At 40.5% G+C, this 21,923-nt stretch carries 14 protein-coding genes; 9 read left to right on the plus strand and 5 right to left on the minus strand.

Annotated elements, in window-relative coordinates:
- The first annotated feature begins 16 nt into the window (after window positions 1–16).
- Window positions 17–217, plus strand: coding sequence for a hypothetical protein (locus T501_RS10890; RefSeq protein ID WP_155994840.1), 201 nt, complete (start codon window positions 17–19; stop codon window positions 215–217).
- Window positions 218–330: 113 nt separating this feature from the next.
- Here T501_RS10890 and T501_RS22155 read toward each other — a convergent pair whose 3' ends face one another.
- Window positions 331–2,697: a leucine-rich repeat protein gene (locus tag T501_RS22155; RefSeq protein ID WP_044914782.1), complete on the minus strand. Its 2,367-nt coding sequence runs from the start codon at window positions 2,695–2,697 to the stop codon at window positions 331–333.
- Window positions 2,698–3,119: 422 nt separating this feature from the next.
- Here T501_RS22155 and T501_RS20240 point away from each other — a divergent pair, with 422 nt between their 5' ends.
- Both T501_RS20240 and T501_RS10905 read left to right on the plus strand, forming a co-directional pair.
- Window positions 3,120–7,169, plus strand: coding sequence for a M4 family metallopeptidase (locus T501_RS20240; protein ID WP_050008258.1), 4,050 nt, complete (start codon window positions 3,120–3,122; stop codon window positions 7,167–7,169).
- Entirely contained in the window at window positions 7,170–7,844 is a 675-nt protein-coding gene (locus tag T501_RS10905) for a hypothetical protein (protein ID WP_026511645.1), read from the plus strand.
- A gap of 17 nt (window positions 7,845–7,861) precedes the next feature.
- Here T501_RS10905 and T501_RS10910 read toward each other — a convergent pair whose 3' ends face one another.
- The 4 genes from T501_RS10910 to T501_RS10925 form a co-directional block, all read right to left on the minus strand.
- Window positions 7,862–8,743, minus strand: coding sequence for an HD domain-containing protein (locus T501_RS10910; protein ID WP_044914784.1), 882 nt, complete (start codon window positions 8,741–8,743; stop codon window positions 7,862–7,864).
- 3 nt (window positions 8,744–8,746) lie between these two features.
- Window positions 8,747–10,534, minus strand: a complete 1,788-nt coding sequence (locus T501_RS10915) for an MATE family efflux transporter (RefSeq protein WP_044914785.1) — start codon at window positions 10,532–10,534, stop codon at window positions 8,747–8,749.
- A 96-nt stretch (window positions 10,535–10,630) separates the two neighbouring features.
- Window positions 10,631–11,722: a ribose-phosphate pyrophosphokinase gene (locus T501_RS10920; protein ID WP_044914786.1), complete on the minus strand. Its 1,092-nt coding sequence runs from the start codon at window positions 11,720–11,722 to the stop codon at window positions 10,631–10,633.
- 364 nt (window positions 11,723–12,086) lie between these two features.
- A complete protein-coding gene (locus T501_RS10925) occupies window positions 12,087–13,139 on the minus strand; it encodes a glycosyltransferase family 4 protein (RefSeq protein ID WP_081675376.1) in 1,053 nt (350 codons plus the stop codon).
- Window positions 13,140–13,406: 267 nt separating this feature from the next.
- Here T501_RS10925 and T501_RS10930 point away from each other — a divergent pair, with 267 nt between their 5' ends.
- The 6 genes from T501_RS10930 (at window position 13,407) to T501_RS20250 (ending at window position 21,901) form a co-directional block, all read left to right on the plus strand.
- On the plus strand, window positions 13,407–13,772 hold the full coding sequence (locus T501_RS10930) for an ACT domain-containing protein (RefSeq protein WP_044914787.1): 366 nt from the start codon (window positions 13,407–13,409) through the stop codon (window positions 13,770–13,772).
- Between the two features lie 137 nt (window positions 13,773–13,909).
- Window positions 13,910–15,466: a carboxypeptidase M32 gene (locus T501_RS10935; protein WP_050008259.1), complete on the plus strand. Its 1,557-nt coding sequence runs from the start codon at window positions 13,910–13,912 to the stop codon at window positions 15,464–15,466.
- A gap of 5 nt (window positions 15,467–15,471) precedes the next feature.
- Window positions 15,472–17,109 carry an ATP-binding response regulator gene (locus T501_RS10940; RefSeq protein ID WP_050008260.1) on the plus strand — a complete coding sequence of 546 codons (1,638 nt, stop codon included), beginning with the start codon at window positions 15,472–15,474 and terminating at the stop codon, window positions 17,107–17,109.
- Entirely contained in the window at window positions 17,106–18,938 is a 1,833-nt protein-coding gene (locus T501_RS10945; protein ID WP_044914789.1) for an ATP-binding response regulator, read from the plus strand. Before T501_RS10940 ends, T501_RS10945 begins: the two co-directional genes overlap by 4 nt.
- Window positions 18,931–19,311 carry a response regulator gene (locus tag T501_RS20245; RefSeq protein ID WP_049945919.1) on the plus strand — a complete coding sequence of 127 codons (381 nt, stop codon included), beginning with the start codon at window positions 18,931–18,933 and terminating at the stop codon, window positions 19,309–19,311. Before T501_RS10945 ends, T501_RS20245 begins: the two co-directional genes overlap by 8 nt.
- 88 nt (window positions 19,312–19,399) lie before the next feature.
- Window positions 19,400–21,901, plus strand: a complete 2,502-nt coding sequence (locus T501_RS20250) for an HD domain-containing phosphohydrolase (RefSeq protein WP_049945920.1) — start codon at window positions 19,400–19,402, stop codon at window positions 21,899–21,901.
- Window positions 21,902–21,923 lie beyond the last annotated feature (22 nt).

The raw sequence follows: 21,923 nt of genomic DNA on the forward strand, positions 1-21,923 counted from the left end.
GATATTTACCTCCGGTGTGGTATCAGAAATCATGAACCTTGGATTTGCCCACACTGACAGCATCGAACTTGTCTATGACCAGGGAATAATTGAGGCTACTATCTGTGATGATACTATACTTAACATGATTGAAATTCCTCAGCTAAGACCTGTTATGTGCAAAAGAATTGAAATGATCAATGGAGATGGAAAGGTCACGATTGCGGAGGTCAAATAATACCTTCCTGAATATAAATGAAAAGAGGAAATGCCTGAGGCATATCTACCAAAGCAAAAAGAGCTGTGCAATAGATGAAATGTCTACTGCACAGCTCAATTAGTTTTAAGACATTATTTAGTTATCTTTTGTTCTTTACCGTTTACGCCTTTTGATTTCAGGAGTTTTTTATAAGCTTTAAATTTGCTCTTCGGAACCTTGATCTTGGCGGTTTTGTTGATTTTTTTGAAGGCATTCTTGCCAACATTTTTCTTGCTTAAGTCTTTTGTCAGTATCTTGATGCTCTTCAGGTTTTTGCATTTGTAGAAAGCATTGGCGCCGATTTTGTTTACGTTTTCGCCGATAGTGACTTTTTTAAGATTCTTATTACCTTTAAAGGCGTTATCAGAGATTTCTGTTACGCGGTATTCGATGTTGTTATCAAATATGGATAAAGGAATATCTACGTTTTTGGCAGTATCAGTAGCGGGCTCTGCAAATGTGACGGTCAGATCCAGCTCATCTGTTGAAGTAATGATATAGGTATTTCCTGCGTCAATAATCTTATCTCCAACCTGATGTTTTGGTGCTGGTATTTCAACCTGAGGAGAGTCGACTTTTGCTGCGTTTGTAGTTTCCTTGTCATTCTTATTATGCTTGTCTTTTACCTTGTTCACAAGATCGTCGGCATCCCGCTTTAAGTTTGTATCAGGATTATCAATTTTGAAATCTTTGATGCCTTTTCCGGAGTAATTGGAACTCTTGGCAGTAACTATGACATTTGCGATTCCGGGATTGATGTTATCTTTGTACTCGATTGTGTAATCTGTGTTTTCAACAAGAACTATATCTCCGAGTTTAACAGTTACGGCAGGAGTTTTTGCTGTGCCGTCGTAGACATATTCTTTCTCGCTCAATGTGATCATATCAGGAGTTATTGTTCTTGGCTCAATCTTGTAGTCATCCTTCAGTTCAGAAGTTTCTTCTCCTGCAGTTATGCCTATTACTGCGTCATATTCCCCGACATTTGAAGCCTGTGCTTCAGTGATTGATTTGCTGTCATTGTGAAGTTTGTAAATTACCGGACTTACTTTAATGTCAGAGGGGAAGCCTTCGGACTTTTTGACTTCTACTTTGGGAGGCTTTCCGTCATAAACCTTTGTGGTAGCGTCTAGAGAAACAGTATATTTCACATTGTGACACTCTGAGCAGGATATCATGGCTACCTTGTCGGCGGCAGTTGTAATGCGGTCTCCCTTGGAATCAGTGATTTTCCATGCATGTTTATGATCCTTCTTATCCAGGTCAAAGCGGACAGGAGAGCAGGCATAATCAGTTTCTTTGGCACCGCCAATAACTTCACTTATAAGATAAGCATTGTAACCTTCACACCCTGCAGGAATTGCGAATTTGCCTATAACCTTTGTGTATGAAGGTGTTGGCTCACCCTGCTCTGTGAGAATAGTTACATTTTTCAAAGGAATATAGGCATAATCTGAGGTCTTAGACAGCCCTTCTTTGTACTTATCCTTCAGGAGTAAAACAGAAAAACTTATTGAACTGTCCATATTAACGGCCGGGTATTCAAAGCTAAGATCGATGTTGTTTCCGCTCTTAGTGCCTTCGATGTATCTAGGCATTAACATTGAATCATCGATGAGTGTAAGCTTATATTCCTTGGTGGAGCCTGGAACAAGTGATGAAAACAGTATTTTTGATAAGCTGACATTAAAGGCAGGACTTACTCCGGATGTCTTGGTTAATTTGTCCTGGTCAATTCGGCCTGATAGTTTATTTACTACAAATCCTTTGTCAGAAGCAAAATTTCCCAAAATTTTCTTGTCAGATTTTAGTTGAAGTCGCAGCCACCATTCTTCAGAAGAATTTGAAATAATGCTTATCTTCTTTCGCTTATCATCAGTAGGAGTATCACTGTATCCGTATTTTTTGTTTGTTGCTTCTTTAGGGTCGAGGGCGAAAATCTTGTCACCTTTTAATGCAGAGAAATTCCCATCATCTTTTCTTCCATCAAAATCAGAAGCCCTGTGTTTTGTGCTGGCATAAATAGCATCTCTCTCAGCAGCAGAGAAGGATTCTGAATTTAAGAATGAATTGCCGTTCAAGTTGTGCATAAGATCGTCGTTTTGGTTATTCATGCTCACTTTGGAGCTTTGTGTGGGAAGTTCATAAAGAACATTGTCACAATCAAGAAGAAGAGTTTCGTCTTTGGTTTTGCCATTGCTGAAATCTGTGGTATTGGAAGACAAAACACGGTATTTTACTCTGTTACCACTATAGTTTCCGTAATATACATAATCCCAATTGCCGTTACCCTCTTCAGGATTTTTAATTGCAGCTGTTCCAAGGCTTGCTATGCTTTTTTCGTTTGCAGCCTTAGCAGTTATGCGCGAATTACTTACCATTGGTGTAAGCATAGATGCTGACATAAAAAGAGCCAGCGTGATTGAAAGAGCTTTTTTCATATGTATAGATGTCATCATTTAAATCCCCCTGGAGATGAATGTTTTATGAGGTTTACTAATAACTAACCAGATTTTTTGCATATTATTTTATGTGCTTCACCTGAAAATCGTGTTCGCGATGCATTTATATATGAGTCTGGTTGTTTTAGTGCCTTCTTAATATAATAGAAAAATTTGCCTATAGGGAAACGGAATATGAAACCGTAACTCCATAATCAGTACTTGACGTAGCAAAGATTCCGTGAAATGGAGATTAAGGCACGATTTAAAACCAGAGAAAACTAAAATAGTTTCCGCTAGTTTTTTATAGGCGGAAGTATATCATATTTTCTTAATAAAGTCTTAAGGAAATATAAAAAAAGTATTAAGAAAAACAATTTTCATGTATAATTCTTTTGTCACGTTTCTCAAAAAATAAATAAGTGGGAGGGAAAAGTTTTATGAGGAAACAGATGAAGAAGCTTTTTGTTTTTCTTCTCGTTTTCTGCCTGGCCTTTGGGCCTGCAAGCGTAACAGCGCAGTTTAATGACGCATCGGTAGTTCATGCGGCTTCAGGCAAAAAAGCGAAGAGCAGCAAAAAGTCTAAGGCTGGTACGAAAGCAAAGCTCAGCCAGAATAAGGCCACACTGATCGTAGGTCAGAGCCTTAAGCTTACGATGGAAGGAGCATCCAAGGTAAAGTGGAGTTCTTCCAATAAGAAAGTGGCAACCGTTTCAAAGGGGAATGTTAAGGCCAAGAAGGCAGGTAAAGCTACAATTACCGCCAAAGTAGGAAACAAAAAGTACAACTGCAAGGTAACGGTCAAAATCGGCCTTACAGACAGCGCGCTTACCCTTACAAAAGGTGAGCAGAAGACCATTAAATTAAAGGGCGCTAAAGCAAAGTCCTTTAAATCAAGTAACCTGGCAGTTGCCACAGTTACTAACAAAGGTCTTATTTCTGCAGTTGGTGCAGGTAATGCAGTGATTACCGTAAAGGGTAAGAATAGAAAGAGCTACAAATGTAATGTAACTGTACAGGAGCCGCCGGTTGAGAATCCGGTTCTTAGTGCGAACAGTCTTGATCTTTTCTTAAGAGATTCAAGTACTCTGACTGTGACAGGAACTACTAAGACAGTACAGTGGTCAAGTTCAGATGAAAAGATTGTTACTGTTGATGGCAATGGTAACGTGTACGCAGCAAATGTTGGTCAGGCAACCGTAATAGCTCAGGCAGGAAGTTCTACGCTTAGCTGCTCAGTTACTGTAAAATACAATCCTGACAAATATTATAATGTTACATTTAATGCAAATGGAGGAACACCTGTACCGGAGGCTCAGCGTGTTCAGGAAGGTAAAAAAGTATCTGTTCCTGCAACTACTCCTCACATCCGCGGTAAGCAGTTTGTTAACTGGTACAACGGTAACTCAGCATATAATTTCAATTCACCTGTAACAAGCGATCTTAACATTGTTGCAAAGTGGAGAGATTCCAGCAGTACAGATAATCTGGATGACAATATCATTGACCTTGGAGACATCATAGATCTGGAAACAGAAGGTGCTATCGATGTTCAGTATGATGAAAATGGTGTTGTAGGATCCATCGATGGTAAGTTTACAAATCAGAAAGTAACTGATGCCAATTCAGCAGCTGCTGTTATGAAATCTGCAAAATCCATAATTGCAGGTAATAATAAATCAATAACTATTGATGCTGCAAATATTAGTGTGAAGGAAGTGGCATCAGCATCCGGAAATGAGAAATTCTTCAAGCTTTCTCAAAAGAAGAATGGTATTGATGTAGTAGGTAGTGAAGTTGTAATTCTGGCAAAGTCCGGATCCGGTGAGGTTACCGGTTTGCACAACAGCTTTGACAGCAGAATCAACGATGCAGGTACATATACAAATACATCTCAGGATACTGCTATAGAAACTGCTATAAATGCTGTTTTAAATGATCAGGCTCTTACTGAGTATCTTACATCTCAGGCTACAACAGATGTTACTGTTGATAAGTTAAAAGCAGATCTTAAGGACTCTCTGGAAGCAGAGGCCAGAAAAGTAATAATCCAGAAGGATGAAAATACTAAGCCAAGACTTACCTGGGAAGTAACTGTTAAGACTAAGGATGAAATCTTAGCAAGTGCGCTTGATGATATCGACGAGGAATTGGGCTTAGAGGAACTGATGCTTAAGGATGAGTCACTGGAAGCAGTTTCTGAGGGAAATGCTTTTGAAGAAGAACCTGTAGAGGATGCTCAGTCAGAGAATCCCGAAGCTCAGGAACCACAGACAGAAGAAGTGATTGAAGAAGTAACTGACGGCAATGCGACTGCAGAAAATGTTGCAGAAGGCATCGCATCAGCACAGGAAAACATTCTTGCTGAAGATAGCGCAATAACACAGGAAAATGTCATTTCTGAAGGTAATACATTTGTAGAAGAAGATGCATTTATCAATACTAATGTGTTGGCAGAAGCTCCTACAGAAGAAATTATATCAGAGGAAACACCTGCAGCTGAAAGCACAATAGAGGAAGCACCAGTAGTTGAAAGTACATTAGAGGATACTCCTGTAGTTGAAAGTATATTAGACGAAGTGCCTGTAGATGAGCGCACAATAGAGGAAACGCCTTCAGCTGATACCACATTGGAAGAAGCACCTGTAGTTGAAAATGCTACAGAGGAAGCTCCTGTAGAAACAGTAACTGACGGCAATGCAACATCTGATGCAGAGGTTACAGTAGATGGATCAGAGAATGCACAGGATCCTGAAGCTGAGCCGGATGACAGACTCGTTCCCCTTAATGCAGATGATGATCCGATGGACAATGTATTATTGGCAGATGGCTCAAGTATTGTATTACCTGTCATTTATTCAAGATACTATATACTTGCAAACAGCTATAATACTTCAGATTCAGATAACGCCAGATCAGGTGATATCTGGTTTATGATCAGTGAAGAAGGTGCATGGAGTGCAGGAACTCTTACATCAGACGATTACAGAGGCGCAGCCAGAACCTTTAATGTAGAGAAGGATGGTACAAAGAACCGTCTTAAGGATACAGTCCGTAAGATTACAACTTATAAGGCTTCAAATAAGTCTTTCCTTGGATACAGATGGTCATCACTTCCTGGAAAACTTGAGGAGGCAGTGCTTGTTAACTCAACAGCTGTTTCAGCACATGCTAACATGGAGCTGGTTTATGACTATTATAAGAACAAGCTCGGAAGAAATTCTTTTGACGGTCATGGCGCAGAAATAAAAGTGTCCTATGATGGCATAAATAGTGGCTTTAGTGATAATGATATGGCCAATGCATACTGGACATCAGACAAGCAGCAGTTTGTATTTGGTAATGTAAAACATTACGCAGCAGCTCTTGATGTTATCGGACATGAGTTTACACATGCGGTCGTAGCGTATATAGTAGGTGATGGACACAAAACATCATTGACATATCAGGGTGAGTCCGGCGCGCTTAACGAAGCTTACGCAGACATAATGGGTTCGCTTATCGAGAATAAGTCAGGCGATGGAAGATGGCTTATAGCTGAAGACTCAGATAATTCACAAGGTCGTCAGGATGGTGCCATCAGAAGTATGAAGGCTCCTAAATCAGTTGGATCCAATAATAAAGATCATTATACTGACAGATATCTTGGTGACGACGATCATGGCGGTGTTCATTGGAACAGCGGTATTTTCAACAGAGCAGCTTACCTGATGATGACAAATGCAAATACTTCAACAGTTTCAGCTGATACATGGGCTAAAGTATTCTATAATTCACTTTATTACCTCAGCTGTGATTCAAGTTTCCTTGATGGCAGAAGAGCAGTTATTAGTTCCGCAAAGAGAATGGGAATTAGTGGTGGGGCGCTCCAGGCAATAAAGGAAGCGTTTGATACTGTTGGTATCGTTGAGCGTGATGTTGTACACATCAGACTTACATGGGGAGAGACACCCAGAGACCTTGATTCTCATCTTGTAAAAATAAATGGTAACGGAACCAATAAGTGGCATATCTACTATTCTCATAAGAAGGTGGATGAAAACGGAAAGCCTGTTGCAGATCTTGACTATGATGACACAACTTCATTTGGTCCTGAGAACACAACTATTTATGATATGACACCGGGTGTATATTATTTCTTCGTTCATGATTACACCACAGGTTCAAATGCAAACAGTACAAGAATGGCTGCATCAGATGCAAAAGTTCAGATTTCTAAAGCAGGTGAACATCTTAGAACATATTACATAGATCCGTCATCCAAGGGTACAATCTGGATGGTATGCAGAATTCAAATTGGTCAGGATGGTACGGTAAATATCCAGAATAAGAATATTTATTCCGGCGGTGGAGTTTCATATCCTAACACACTTCCTCTCTATTCACCTATGGATGATGGCGAGGCAGTGGATGTAACTGATGTCCCTGAAGATGTTGATGGTTTATTCAGAAGTGTCCTTGAAGAAATCGAAGGATCGGAGAAGGAATAAATGAAATCAATAAAAAAAGTCTGCTACATGTTTTTGATAATGTTGCAGAGCCTTAGTTTCCTTACCGGTTGCGGCAAAGTAAAGGTTACAGAGCCGCCAAGGGAAACTAAGGGTACTGAAGGATTGGTCTTTTTAGAAGGAATGAGTGAAGAAGACTTTATCACTTCAGATACTAATCTGATTTATGGTGCAGGCGACAGGCTGAGGGAGATGAACAATCCCGTTATCGATAAAAAGGTAACAAGTCCTGAAGATGCCGTAGCACTGATAAATGCTATAGGTTATAAGTTTGGTGTATCGAACTACAGCTTTCATGCGGAAACTGAGGATAATGGGAATGATGAAGTCAGGATCTATTATCTGAAGCAGCTATATGAAGGCATTCCTGTTGAGGAAGGTTTTTTCAGAATATACACAAATGTGGATGGCACAGTGACATCTGTCAGCGGTCTGTATGTTAATGCTAATCTTGATGATGTCACACCCAGGGTCAGTCTTGAGGGTGCCATGAATGGCAATGAAATAAAAGGCGCAGCAAGGGCAGAGCTGGTGATCACAGAATTAGCAGGTCGTCCGGAGCTTTCATGGAAGATTTATAAGAGAAACGGTGACACTACTTTTATAAGCGCCATGGATGGAACCATACTCAGGAAAAGTTCGGAAATAATATATTAAGCTTAAAAGCAAATAAACTACAAAAAATGAATGAGCACCTTTTTCTGTCCTAAGGAAAAAGGTGTTCTTTTTTCAATTACATCTCTACAAAGATCAAGTGTGAGCTGCATTTTATCGACCATTTTTATTAGGCCTTCTTTCGTTTCCAGGTCTGACTCTTCAGCCACTAAAACAAACGAATCCTGCTCAAAATCCAGCTCTTTAACGGCGGCCAGCTTTTTGTTTTCCTGAATTTGTAATGCATCAGTCGGTAGTTCAAGATCATATAGAAGCTTAGGGTTTCTCTCTGCTACTACATCAATCTCGTCAGCCAGTCTGATGAGAGCAGCAAGATAAGGAAGGCATACGGTGTTTCCATTTGGAAGTTTGTATGCCGAAGGATATTCCTGTTCATCATACAGATTTGTTTTCCTATGGCCACGGGCAATCTGTTTTATGGCATAGGTATACTCTTTTGAAGGAAATTCAAAAAGATCAGCATATTTTTCTATAAATAGTCCGCTGAATTCATGGTGAAAATTCCTTATTATGTCTGCTATCCCGGCATTCGGTTTAGAATCCGTGTAGCTGCGTACATCGACTTTTTCCTTAAATTCTTCATAAAGCTTTGGAGTTGTCCCCATTCCCACGTCATGTAAGTAGCATGAATTCAGAAGAATGTACATTTCATCGGGACAGAGCTTTTCAATGTCCTTTGTACCAATGAGCTTATTGCAGAAATTGATGACATTCATGGCATGGAACTCAGAGTGGTCTGTGTAATCCGGAAATATGAGCTTATAATTGGAAAGAAGATTCTGGCAGGCAAAGACCATGTCAGAAAATCTTTTATGAAGATCCGGGCTAAGGTCTTTTAGTCTTCTCTCCATAAGATAATCATTTCCCAAAAAATCAGTCATTCGTCAACCTACTTTCTTAGTACTGTGATTGATAACTATTGTCAGTACGTTCAGTCCCAACATGTTTTGATAAGTGACATCGTCTGCAAGCTTGGTTATCATTCTGATTCCTATATTTTTAAATGGGTCATCGCCTGATATAAGATCTGCTCTTTCTTTTGGATTGAAAGGAATGCAGTCATCTTTTATTCGCAGAAGTACAGAATCACTTCTGTATACAACTCTGATGTTTACGGTATGAGATGCCTTATCCTTTGTAAAGCCATGTAAAACCACATTTCCTGCCATTTCTTCGATACAAAGCGCTGAGTAAAATGCAGGCTTATGAGGAACGCCATGATTCTCACAAAATTCCTGAACGGAAGCAGCTGTATTTGTAACTTCGTCCATGGCTTTGATCTCAATATCAAGCCTGTCATTGTCAGATACACCAAAATCCGGTTTCATAAAAAGACATTCATCTATGTTTCTTGGGAAGCGCTTCCAATAAAGAAGCAAATATACAGGAACTGTCAGGATTGTTAGTATAATGCCAACAGGGTTTGCAATCCATATACCCATGATGCCCATGATTGGAGCAAGTATAAGCGATGCGGCAACCATAGATATAAATCCGTCAAATACGGAGAGGATGTTAATGAAAAGATTATGTCCTGCAGCCTGCAGATAGTTGGTGTTTATCTGGCAGACCAGAATCAGCGGTATACAGATTGAAAAAATCATGAATAAAGATTTTGTAAGGCTATAAACATTGGAGGTCGTATCCGGGAAGAAAATACCTGCTAAAACCGGTGAAAGCAGGAAAATGATAACTCCGATCGCAACGGATAGTGCCAGGCCCTTCGTGAGTACAATTTTCATAAGGTGTTTTATGGAATCCTTGTCCTCTTCACCGATAAAGACGCTGCAAAGCATTCGTATAACTGCGCCGTTTCCAAGGCAGTATGCGATGAAAATTCCACTGGACATGTTGTAGGCAGACATGGCAGATAGTCCGTCCTCTCCGCCGTAAGAGAGTACTATGCGGTTTAGAACAATTCCTCTAAATGCAAGGCACAGCACCAGCATGGCTCCGGGAGAACCTATTTTTAACTGCTCGATGAGCTTATCCCATAATGCATTCTGTAATTTGTATGAGAGCTGTGATCTTCCGGTAAAATAGTAAGAGATGAGTATGAATAAATATATCCAGTTACAGATTGATGTTGCAAGAGCAAGACCCCATATACCCATTTTAAAAACAGCTACCAGGGCGATATCCAGGGCAATATTTGAGACTATCATAGTGGCAACACCTATGTAGCCTCGGGTTGTCTGCCTCTCAAGCTGTAAGAAGGAGGACACCTGCTGAGCGAGGAGCATAGGGACAATACCTATAGCGTACCCTCTTATGTAGGATGCCAGAAGTGGGGATAGATCAGGGCTTGCGCCGAGTATCCCAGTGATGATGGTGGGAAAAAGAAAGCTGAGCCCAGTCAGCACTGCGCCCAATATAGTGGTGAAGGTGATAGTAAGAGAGAAAATACCATTGGTTTTCTCCATGTCACCGCTTCCCATAAATCTGCCACAGAGTACAGCAGTTCCTCCAAGCATTACTGCTGAAATGGCATTCAGCAGGTTGACTACAGGAAAGAAAAGACCGACAACACCTACCGCCACCGGATCTACAAATCGTCCGGCGATGGCACCATCAACTATGGTATTGACCGCTCCCATTGCAACTATAAGGATCTGCACAGGCAGCATCTTAAAGAATAATTTCTCAAGCATGACCTTATTGGATTGATGCATGACTAAATCCCCTTATTAACAGATTTATCGGATTCCCGGAATTACGAAGAAATCCGGGAAATCAGGACTTTTTTGAACGCATTAAGGAAAAAGCGTTCAAGAATCTGTGTATTTTGAAATTTCCTTACGTATTCTTTCTTCCGGTTTTGATAGAACGCTCATTGTAGTGTTTTTATTTAAAGTATCAATTATGGCAGCAATATATCTGTTCATGTTGACGTTTAAATAATATTCTCTCTCTAAAAGAGCAGGTTTTTGATAGACAAGATTGGTTGTAAGTACTCTGGTAAATAGTCCCTCTTCATAGGCTTTATCAAATTTTTCAAAACCGTTTAAGAATAATCCAAAGGTTGATAGAAGGAATATCCTGCGTGCACCTCTTTCCTTTAACTGCTTGCATACATCTATCATGCTGCCGCCGGAGGCAATCATGTCATCGATAACTATTACATCCAGGCCTTCGATGTTTCCACCGCAGAAGTCATGCGCGACGATTGGATTTTGCCCGTTTACGATGTGTGAATAGTCTCTTCTTTTATAGAACATTCCGATGTTGACGCCAAAAAGAGATGCCATGAATACAACTCTTTCAGTTGCACCTTCATCGGGGGCGATGAACATAAGATGCTCTGGATCTATTTTCAAATCTTCGTATTCGGCAAAAAGTGCCTGGGTAAACTGAAGTGCAGGAGATATATTTTCAAAGCCGTTTAGAGGGAGGACGTTTTTCATTCTCGGATCATGGGCGTCGAAGGTTACCAGATTGTTTACGCCAAGGAATTCCAGCTCCTTCAACATAACAGCGCAGTCAAGAGACTCACGCACTATTTTTCGGTGTTGTCTTCCCTCGTACAAAAAAGGCATGATAACCGTTATTCTGGCTGCTTTGCCATCACATGCGGCGATGACTCTTTTCAGGTCCTGATAGTGATCATCAGGAGACATGCGGTTGTACTCGCCATCCATCTGATATTTAAGGGAATTGTTGCAGACATCAACAAAGATATATACATCTTTATCCCTTACGGATTGTTCAATCACACATTTGGCTTCTCCACTGCTAAATCTCGGGCATGAAGCTTCTATAAGATAATTGTCTCCTCCTCGCCATGTGCATAGTATTTCATTTACCCTTTTTGCCTGGGAGGAAAAGGATTCAAGTGCTATAAGTGCAAGCTTATCTGCCATAGGTACCCAACCTTTCACGGAAAAACGTATGACCTGTTTACTATAGTTGAAATCATGATTCTACGTACGCACGTAAAATCGCATTATGAACTTTTGAGCCTATTATTATATTTAATTATACTTGTTAATAATGAAGGGTTTATAAAATACAGATAAAAATATTTTGAAAACAAGCCTGACCAGACTTGAAAGTACCTGGGTAAGTCGGCTTGTATGGATTGTACCAAGTCCGTGAGAAAACACGCTGAGTGATACGCCCGGATAAAATGCCTAAAAACTGCATAAAATACAATTTTTAGGCATGAATATTTGTCTTCACTGTGTGGCTATCAGATTTTGTCTATGAGAGACCCCTGAAAAACTGTTATGAAAGCGATTTGTAGATTTTCTCTATTTTGTTTATATGAGATTCAAAGCTGTAGCCTTCATCTGCGATTTTCAGGCTTTGTCTGCTGGCTTCGTCATACAAAGCTTTGTCGGAGAGATAGGAAATAATTCCATCTGCCATTCCCTCAACATCCTTTGGCTTATATAGCTTGCCGTTTACGTCCTTGGATACTACCTGCGGAATGCCTCCGACTTCGCAGGAAACTATTGGAAGTCCATAACCCATCGCTTCAAGGATTGACACGGGCATTGCTTCCATATGTGACGGTAGGAGGAAAATAGCACTTTCCTTAAGAAGCTTTACCTTTTCATCACCCCTTATCCATCCCGGCAGAAGTACAGTATCCTCAAGGTGTAACCTTTTTATTTCTGCCTCAGTGGGAGCGGTTTCGCCGGTGCCGCCAAGGACAAATGTAACGTCAGGGAACTTCTTTTTAATAAGGCTTGCTATGGCTGGAATATCCACAACTCCCTTTAATTCGTCAAAACGCCCCAGGTAAAGAATCTGTTTTTTTGCAAAACGCTTATCCAGTGACTCTTCTGAGATCATCTCCGGAACAATGATGCTGTAATTAGGAACGACTTCGATTTTGTCAGCCGGCACAATGACAGAGAGCTTCTTTTTCCACTCCGATGACAGGACGATCAGCTTTGAGCACTCTCCGTAGCTTTTTTCAACCATCCGTTTCTTCCAGGCGGGAGCGTTTGTATAAAGCTCATCAAGGGCTGATCCGTGGATGTGATTAACTATCGGAATACCGGCGTTATAGGCCATTTGTATTATTGGATATTTTCTGAAAAAGCTTGGACCAAAGGATGAATGTACATGAACGATGTCAGGTCTGTTGGTACGAAGGACTTTTCTGAACTCTCTGTAAGCTCTGAGGGCTTTTATGAGCTTTGTGAATTTCCCTCCGTCACAGTAGGACTCTACATAGGTGATATCAAAGTCCTTTTCAAGACGGCTTCCGTAGTAATTGCTGGTTACTGCGGCAATTCCGCCCTTCACATTTTTATCCTGAACTATCATACAGATTTTTAATTTTGATGAATTATTTGCCATTGTTAAATTTGCTGCTTTCTAATATTTTGAGGTTTCACGGGCTGGTTTGTATTTTGAATCTGCCCATTTTCTGCCTCTGTTATCATATAATAATACCATTTTAGCACTATTATTGTGGTAAAATATATTGTGATAGGGCTAAAGATCATAATGTCTGTACCCTATTGTCTATTCTGCCCGGATTCCGGCAGACAATTAAGCAGTATAAACCGACATATACAGAGGAGAATTATCATGGAACTTAAGAAAATCGATAAGGATTTTACGGTATGTAAGGTTGAAAATCTTGAAAAGATAAATATGGACAGGGAATTTGTTTTTATTAGTAAAACAGATGAAGAAATATCACTGGTCTGTGAAACGAAGGATGTTCCCGAAAACACCACGGAAAGAAGTGATGGCTTTAAAGCCTTCAGAATAGAGGGAAAGCTGGATTTTTCCCTGATAGGCATACTGTCAAAGATTTCTACGGCTCTTGCCAAAAATAATATAGGCATTTTTGCAATTTCAACCTATAACACCGATTACATTCTGGTGAAGAAGGATGATTTTGATAAGTCACAGGAAGTGCTGGATGAAAAAGGATACAGGATAGTTTAGGTAAGCATCATAGTGTTGCCTGATAAAATGCTAATGAAATAACTATATCAAATGCTAAAATGTGCGGATCAGCATGGAATTATGTTGTTTGGTTTGTACTTTAAAGAAATATATAAGAAAGGTAAATTACTATAATTATGAACGCAGAAACAAAACAGAAACTTGAATACGTGCAGGGAGTGCTTAAGGAGGCAGAGGTTTACAATCATGCAGGAAGAATCCTTACTTATGATCAGGAGACCATATGCCCTGAAAAAGGTATGGAAGAGCAGGGTGAGATAATTGCCTTTTTACAGAATCAGGTATTTAAGCTCACTAAGCAGCAGAAATTCATTGACGCTGCAGAATATTTATATGAGCACAGAGATGAACTGGAGGAGTTCGACAGAGTATGTGCCGAGCAGCTTCACAGAGATTATGCCAAGACAAAGAACATCACTGCAAAGAAGCAGCTTGAGTTTTCAAGAATAATGAACAAGGCTTTCGTGGACTGGTCCGCAGCAAGGAAAAACTCAGATTTTTCAATGTTTGCTGATTCTCTTAAAAAGGTCAGGGATGCAAATATCGAGATGGTTAAGCTTCGTGATCCAAAGGACGCTGAGGATACAGGTAAAGCTGCAAAGAGCCTTGAGCCTTCCGATAAAAACTATGTTATTGGCCAGCTCATCGGTGATTATGAGCGAGGAATAACTATTGAGGAGCTGGATGAATGCTTCGAGCACTGCAAGGAGAGACTTGTTCCCCTTCTTAAGAAGCTTATGAACAGCAAAAAGAAAATCCGCACAGACTTTATGCACAAGGAAGTATCCGAAGAACAGCAGAGAAAAATGAGCGACTACCTTCTTGGCGTTCTTAAGTATGATCTTTCAAGAGGTGCTTATTCCACATCAGAGCATCCTTTTACAGACTGGATGGGTAAAAATGATATCCGTATAACAACTCATTACTATCCTACTGATTTTGCTGCCAGCATGTATTCCATTATCCATGAGAGCGGACATGCTCTGTTTGAAATGCTACAGCCCGGAGAGAATTATGATCATTTCATAGAAGGCGGAAAAACTCTCGGCATGCACGAGTCTGTTTCAAGAATGTACGAGAACAGAATCGGTCGTTCCAAGAGCTGTATCAAACTGATTTATCCCAAGACCTGTGAGATTTTCCCTGAGGTTATGGAAGGCGTATCAGAGGAGGAATTCTACGAAGCAATAAATGTGGTGGAGCCTTCACTTATCAGAACTGAGTCTGATGAATTTACCTACACTTTCCATATAATCATCAGATATGAGATTGAAAAAGAAATCATAAGTGGTGACATAGACATTGCTGACATACCCCGCAGATGGAGGGAGAAGTACGAGGAATATCTTGGAGTATCTCCAAAGACAGACAGAGAGGGTGTACTTCAGGATGTGCACTGGACATCAGGCTTTGGATATTTCCCTACATATTCAATGGGCAACATGTACAACGCAATGTACTATAACCGCATGAAAAACGAGATCGATATAGACGGACTTGTTGAAAAGGGCGATTTTGATGCCATCAATAGCTGGATGAAGGAGAATATTTTCAAGAAAGCAGACAGATTATCACCTTCAGAGTGGATAAAGGATATCACCGGAAGAGATTTTACTGCGGATGATTTCCTTGATTACCTTGAGGAAAAGTATTCTGCTCTCTATGAGATCTGATAAAGATGAAGACAGGTGGCACTCGTTTTAAGTTCATATTGTACGTGGTCCTTATGGTCATAAGTCTTTTTGCCGGAGGAGCTTCGATATCATACAGATGGAAAATACTGTGGGTGGTATTATTTACTCTTTTGTTTGCCCTGTTTCTGGTGCTGGCAGGATATACCTATATGTCAGGTCAGAGGGACAGTGCCTATGACACATTAAGAAGGCAGAAGGAAAAGGATGAAGAGAACACAAAGCGCAGAATGGATTATTTTGCGAGCATGGCTCATGAGATCAGAACACCTATAAATGCGATACTTGGATATGATGAACTCATTTTAAGAGAGTACAACGATCCTGCCTTAAGGCAATATGCGTATAACATCAGGTCTGCGGGCAATACTCTTCTGGCGCTTATAAATGATTCCCTGGATTACTCAAGGATTGAAGCAGGAAAAATCGAGCTTTTCATAGCTGAGTATGATCTTGCGACTGTGGTTGAGGATATGATAAGTCTCATAAGACCAAGAGCGCTTTCCAAGGGACTTGATCTTAAGGGCTATGTGAATAAGAGCGTTCCCCGTAAGCTCTACGGAGATGCAGGAAGATTAAAACAATGTATAGCCAATATTCTGACGAATGCAGTGAAATATACGCAGGAGGGCGAAATCGATTTTTCTGTGGACTATGAACCTGTGAGTAATGAGACGATACTTTTGAAAATCGCTGTCAGAGATACGGGTATAGGAATCAGGCAGGAAGACTTGGAAAGACTTTATGAACCCTTCGAGAGAATTGAGGAAGCTAACATAAGAAGTATTGAGGGAAGCGGCCTTGGTATTTCTATAGTAAGAGAAATCCTGGCGCTCATGGACAGCGAGCTGAAGGTGGAGAGTATCTACGGCGAAGGAAGCAATTTCCATTTCGAGGTCAGACAGAAAATCGCCGACAGTAAGCCTGTTGGAGATTTTGAGCAGGAATATGCACAGAGCGTGATTGATAAAGAGCACTTTGAAATCAGCTTCACGGCACCGGATGCCAGGGTACTTGTGGTGGATGGAATAGAACTCAATCTTGCCATTATGGAAGGGCTTCTTAATGGTACCGGAATACAGGTGGATTCAGCGTTATCTGTTGAGACAGGCCTTGAGCTTGCCAGAGAAAATGTCTATGACATAGTGTTTATGGACTATAAGCTTATACAATTTAGTGGAGGGGATGCCATAAGAAAACTCCATGGAGAAACTTTAGAAAAGGATGCAAACAGTCATAACCACTACAGGAATAATCTTAAGTATTACAGAAGGTCCAAGGAATCTGGTGCCTTGGGTGATGCGAATGATTCGCAAAAAACAGATGAGACTAATAAGGGGAAAAACTCAGCTACACCTGTTATCGCCGTGGCTTCCGGAACTGGTCAGGAAATCCAGAATGGGTATGGAAAGCAGGGAGTTTCAGATTATCTGATAAGACCTGTAGTTTATAAAGAATTGGAAGCGATGCTTTTAAAGTATCTTCCTTCTGAAAAGGTAGTAAAATCCGGAAACAAAGGACCGGAGTTTGATAAAAACATAAATGCCAAAGCACCGCTTCTTGCATCAAAGGAGAAGCTTCAGGAGGCATACAAGATTCTTGCACAAAGGGAGCAGGTGAATTGATACTCAAATATAATATTTTTCTTGAGCTGGCAGTGATTCCACTGGATTTCATATTGTGTGTGTTCTTCCAATTAAGATATGGGGATGATACGAAGGTAAACAAGGAGTTTAAGCTCCTTGCTTATCTTGTTTTTTGGGGCACGATCGCAGATGTTGTAGATGCAGTAATGCTTTCATATGACATGCTGTTCTCACCTGTGCCGTTGTATATTATCCATACCATTAATTATTGTCTTGCAACCGGTGGCTCTTTCCAGTTTGTAAGATATGTTATTTCCTATGTTGGAGATGAGTACAGCCGTACAGATGGCTCATTTATTAACAGGGTGCTTCTGCTTATTTATGGAATCCTGATTGTTCAGAATTTTTTTACAGGAACGGTGTTTTCATATTCCGACAGTGGTGAGATGCTGGTAGGACCGCTATTTACAATGGTTGTATATGCATTTCCGCTTTATTACATATTAAGTGGGGGAGTGTTTATACTTAGTCATAGTGAGAACTATGCCAGAAAAATGAAATATGCATTGGCAGCCACATTTGTCTTTATGGTGTCACTGTATGCACTTCAGATGTTTTTATACAGAAGCCTTCTTGTGACATTTTTTGCAGCATCAATAGCAATCCTTGTTATTTTCCTTACACTTGAGACTCCTGATTATATTAAGCTTAAGAAGACTCTGGAGGAGCTTTCAATTTCCAAAAGAGAACTTGAAGCATCCAGCATAAGAGCCACAGAGGCGAGCCATGCCAAGACAAGATTCCTTGCGCAGATGTCAAATGATATCAGAACTCCTGTCAATGCCATAATGGGGTATTCCAATCTGATTCTGGCAGACACAGAAGAGGAGGAAACCAAGGAATATACAAGGCGCGTTAAGATTTCTGCCAAAAGACTTCTTACTTTTTTTGAGAGCGTACTTAATTATGTATCGGAGGAATCTGATGAGAAGGCTTCCCGGAGACTTCCTTCCATGGCTGAACTTATAGAGAACACAGATGAGAGCGAGTTTATGGATGATGAGGGAAACTCTGTAAGGAAGGGGCTAACCGGAGCTTCAGATATGAGAATACTTGCGGTGGATGACACGCCTGCTAATCTGGATATCCTTGTAAGGATGCTTACTCCTATGGGATTTACTGTGGATACTGCATCCAATGGGCAGGAAGCTGTGATTCAGGTTAGGAAATTTAGATATGATCTGATTTTTATGGATCATCTGATGCCAATAATGGATGGCGTAAAAGCTCTAAGGCAGCTCCGTGATGAAAAACTTTGCGACAATACTCCGATTATAATACTGACTGCCAATGCCATTGAGGGTGAAGAGGAGAAGTATTTAAATGAGGGCTTTGCAGCTTATCTTACTAAGCCTTTTACTGAGGATATGGTAACGGATATCCTTAAGAGATTCCTTCCTCTTAAGGATTCCAATGTCAGCGGAAGCATGGATGTCATAGCCTGGGAGAATCTGCAGGAGCGCATTCCTATGGTTAGGGTTGCAGATGCAAGAGAGTATACTCTTCATGACATCAGGCTTTATAAGAAAATTCTTCTTGAGTATTCAAAGGAAGAGTCAGTCAGCAGGATTTCGCAGGCAATTAGAAATGCGGATTACACAAGCTGCATGGCTCTCATAAGATCTGAAAGAGATATGGCAAAGCTTATTGGTGCGGATAAGCTTGTGAAAATGACTGAGAGACTTGAGGCGATTTGCAGGAAGAAGGAATTTGATCTTTTGCGGGAGAGAATAGGAGCTTTTGCAGAGGAGAGAAATGATATTGCACATGCACTTTACGAGGAATTGCAGGTAGAAAATAATGAGTAAGAAAATACTTGTTGTTGATGATTCTGATATTGAAAGAATGTATTTGCTTGAGCTTTTGGGGCATATTGAAGATATCAGTTATGATGAGGCAGCAGGCTTTGAAGAAGCTATGCAAAAACTTGAGCAGGAAAAATATGATCTTCTGATCATTGATTACTATTTATCCGAGGGTACCGGGGAAGAGCTGCTAAAACGTATCTCCAGCGGAAATCCTTCGGGAAATGGAGAGACTAACGCAGTTGCCATGGGACATGACGCAGATTTTGGCGAAGAGTCTCTTAAGGAGAGCGGTTTTATCAATTATATTGAAAAGCCTGTTGAATTCAATATGTTAAGGGCTGCTATAAACATGTATTCCAAGGTCAATATTTGAAATGGCTTATTTATATTTATGTTTTTACAACTGTGTCAGGAAGTTGACAGGATACAGGACTACTGCCCAGTAGTATGAGGGGGATAAAATGCTGCTTCACAATCTATCGTTTGGTATTTCAGCTATTCTTTATGACTTGATAATTTGTTTTTTTCTGAAGTTGACTTATACGGATTCTTACAGTACCACTAAAGCTTTCAGGCGCTTCGCCTATGTACTTACAATTGCCGCAGCTATCGATGTAGCTACTGTTGGCATTGAAATATATGCGCTGTATGTGCCGATAGCAGGTCATTACATAATCCATTCACTTAATATCCTTACTTCTACGGTTGCAGCTAATTCCTATGCCGAATACATAGTGGCATGTGCAAATGTGGATATAAAAGAGACTCTGTTAAGTAAGATCAACCTGACAGTAATAATTGCGCAGTGTTTTCTTTTAGTGCAGAATGTCTACACGGGAGCTGTCTTTGAATATACTGTTTCAGGCGGCTATAAGCATGGGGTTCTTTTTTTGGCATGCTCATTGCTTTTCCCTGCTTATTACATTCTTCTGGCAACCGGTTTTGTAAGTGTAAACAGAAAAAGCTATACACTTTTGCAGCTGGTTAGCATTATAACTGCAACGATACTTGTCATTGCAATCTATATGGTACAGATGATGTGGCTTCAAAGTGTGGTTCTGACATTTTTTGCGGCATCAGTTGCACTTCTTGTTCTGTTGTTTACCCTTGAAACACCGGATTATCATAAGCTTGAGAGTACGATTGGCAAGCTTGAAGCTGCTGAGAAGGAAGCTCTTGATGCCAGGAAAAAGGCGGAAGAAGCAAATGATGCAAAGAGCGATTTTTTGTCGCAGATGTCTCATGAAATAAGAACGCCTATCAATTCGATTCTGGGCTTTGATAATTTGATTCTGGAAAATACCAATGACAACAAGATTTCTGAATATGCTTCGAAAATAAAGGGAGCAGGGGAAACACTGCTTGCTTTCTTTAATAATCTGTTAAATCTGATAGCACAAAATCCCGGAGAGGATGTAGATATCGGCAGTCTTTTTGATTATTCGGCACTACTTGAAAATGATCTTGATGAGATTATCGTGCCAATCATGCCAAGAGCGCAGATACTGGTGGTTGATGATAATGCCATGAACGTTGACCTTCTGCTCAAGATACTAAATAAAACAGAAGCTCAGATAGATACAGCCGTAGATGGACAAAAGGCTCTTATGAAGCTGAGAAAAAAGACCTACGACCTGGTAGTTATGGACCATATGATGCCCATAATGGACGGTATTGAAACTCTGAGCATCATGAGAGAAGAGAGACTAAGCAGAAATGCACCTGTAATAATGCTGACGGCAGGAGGTCTTAGAGGGGATGAGGAGAGATTTAAGGAGCTTGGTTTTGATGCATATCTGACAAAACCTGTTGAAGCTGAAAAAATATATGCTCTTTTGATTGATATTATGCCCTCAGCACTTATCGATAGCAGGGCTTCTCTTGAACACGTATATTATATGGAAAATAAGCAGAAAAATTCTGAGAATGGTGCAGTACCTGTAGAAGACGTTCCTAAGAAAAGAACGTTGGCTGAGATTTTTTCTGACATCAATGTGGAAGCCGGCCTTGGCTTCTGTATGGGGGATGAGGATTTTTATCTGTCTCAGATAGAGATGTTTGCTGACAGCGATAAAGGCAATGAACTCACAAAATGTCTGGAAACAAACAATTTTGATGACTATCTGATTATGGTTCACTCCTTAAAAAGTACGGCAAAAACAATAGGTGCTGATAGCCTTGCTGAGGAAGCATTAAAGCTTGAAAATGCCATAAAGGATGGAAATACAAAGCTTGTTGTAGATGAGCATCCGGCACTTAAGGAACACTTTGAAAACTTAAGCTTAAGGCTTAAGGAGGGTATAAAAGAGTATAATTCAAAAGATGCTTTGATAGAGAAGAACTATCAGGGTACGACTGACCTTTCACCCGAGATTAAGGAGATGGCAGGTTCCGGACTTTCAGCGCAAATACTGCTTGCTCTTGCAAACACGGTGGATTCAAGGGATGTGAATAATCCGGGAAGATCCATGAGGGTTGCGAAATACTCGATTGAGATCGCACGAAGACTTGGAAAGAGCGAAACAGAGCAGCAAAGCATTTATTACATGGGACTTGTGCATGATATAGGAAAGCTGGTAATACCTGAGAAGATACTGCGAAAGCCTGATATTCTTACTGAGGATGAGGCTGAGATAGTTCGTCAGCATCCGATAATAGGTTATGAGATTCTGAGAAATATATCTGAGATGCCGGGGCTTGCAACAGGAGCAAGATGGCACCATGAGAGATATGATGGGACAGGATATCCCGATGGACTTGCAGGAGAAGAAATACCTGTTGAAGCCAGAATCATTGGAATAGCTGACGCTTATGATGCCATGACATCCGAGAGACCGTACGCTTCCGTGATGCCTCCTGCAAAAATAAAAAAGGAACTGGATAAAAACCGCGGGAAGCAGTTCGATCCAGTTCTCGTAGATGTACTTATAGCCATGATCGATGAGGATACAGGCATGTTATAAAAAGTATTCAATAATCGTAATG

It is taken from the genome of Butyrivibrio sp. WCE2006 (genome assembly GCF_000701985.1).
Taxonomy (GTDB): domain Bacteria; phylum Bacillota; class Clostridia; order Lachnospirales; family Lachnospiraceae; genus Butyrivibrio.

Excerpts from the sequence above, each read along its gene's own strand:
- T501_RS22155 (WP_044914782.1), bottom strand. The coding sequence starts at position 2,697 with ATGATGACATCTATACATATGAAAAAAGCTCTTTCAATCACGCTGGCT.
- T501_RS20240 (WP_050008258.1), top strand. The coding sequence starts at position 3,120 with ATGAGGAAACAGATGAAGAAGCTTTTTGTTTTTCTTCTCGTTTTCTGC.
- T501_RS10905 (WP_026511645.1), top strand. The coding sequence starts at position 7,170 with ATGAAATCAATAAAAAAAGTCTGCTACATGTTTTTGATAATGTTGCAG.
- T501_RS10910 (WP_044914784.1), bottom strand. The coding sequence starts at position 8,743 with ATGACTGATTTTTTGGGAAATGATTATCTTATGGAGAGAAGACTAAAA.
- T501_RS10915 (WP_044914785.1), bottom strand. The coding sequence starts at position 10,534 with ATGCATCAATCCAATAAGGTCATGCTTGAGAAATTATTCTTTAAGATG.
- T501_RS10920 (WP_044914786.1), bottom strand. The coding sequence starts at position 11,722 with ATGGCAGATAAGCTTGCACTTATAGCACTTGAATCCTTTTCCTCCCAG.
- T501_RS10925 (WP_081675376.1), bottom strand. The coding sequence starts at position 13,139 with ATGATAGTTCAGGATAAAAATGTGAAGGGCGGAATTGCCGCAGTAACC.
- T501_RS10930 (WP_044914787.1), top strand. The coding sequence starts at position 13,407 with ATGGAACTTAAGAAAATCGATAAGGATTTTACGGTATGTAAGGTTGAA.
- T501_RS10935 (WP_050008259.1), top strand. The coding sequence starts at position 13,910 with ATGAACGCAGAAACAAAACAGAAACTTGAATACGTGCAGGGAGTGCTT.
- T501_RS10940 (WP_050008260.1), top strand. The coding sequence starts at position 15,472 with ATGAAGACAGGTGGCACTCGTTTTAAGTTCATATTGTACGTGGTCCTT.
- T501_RS20245 (WP_049945919.1), top strand. The coding sequence starts at position 18,931 with ATGAGTAAGAAAATACTTGTTGTTGATGATTCTGATATTGAAAGAATG.
- T501_RS20250 (WP_049945920.1), top strand. The coding sequence starts at position 19,400 with ATGCTGCTTCACAATCTATCGTTTGGTATTTCAGCTATTCTTTATGAC.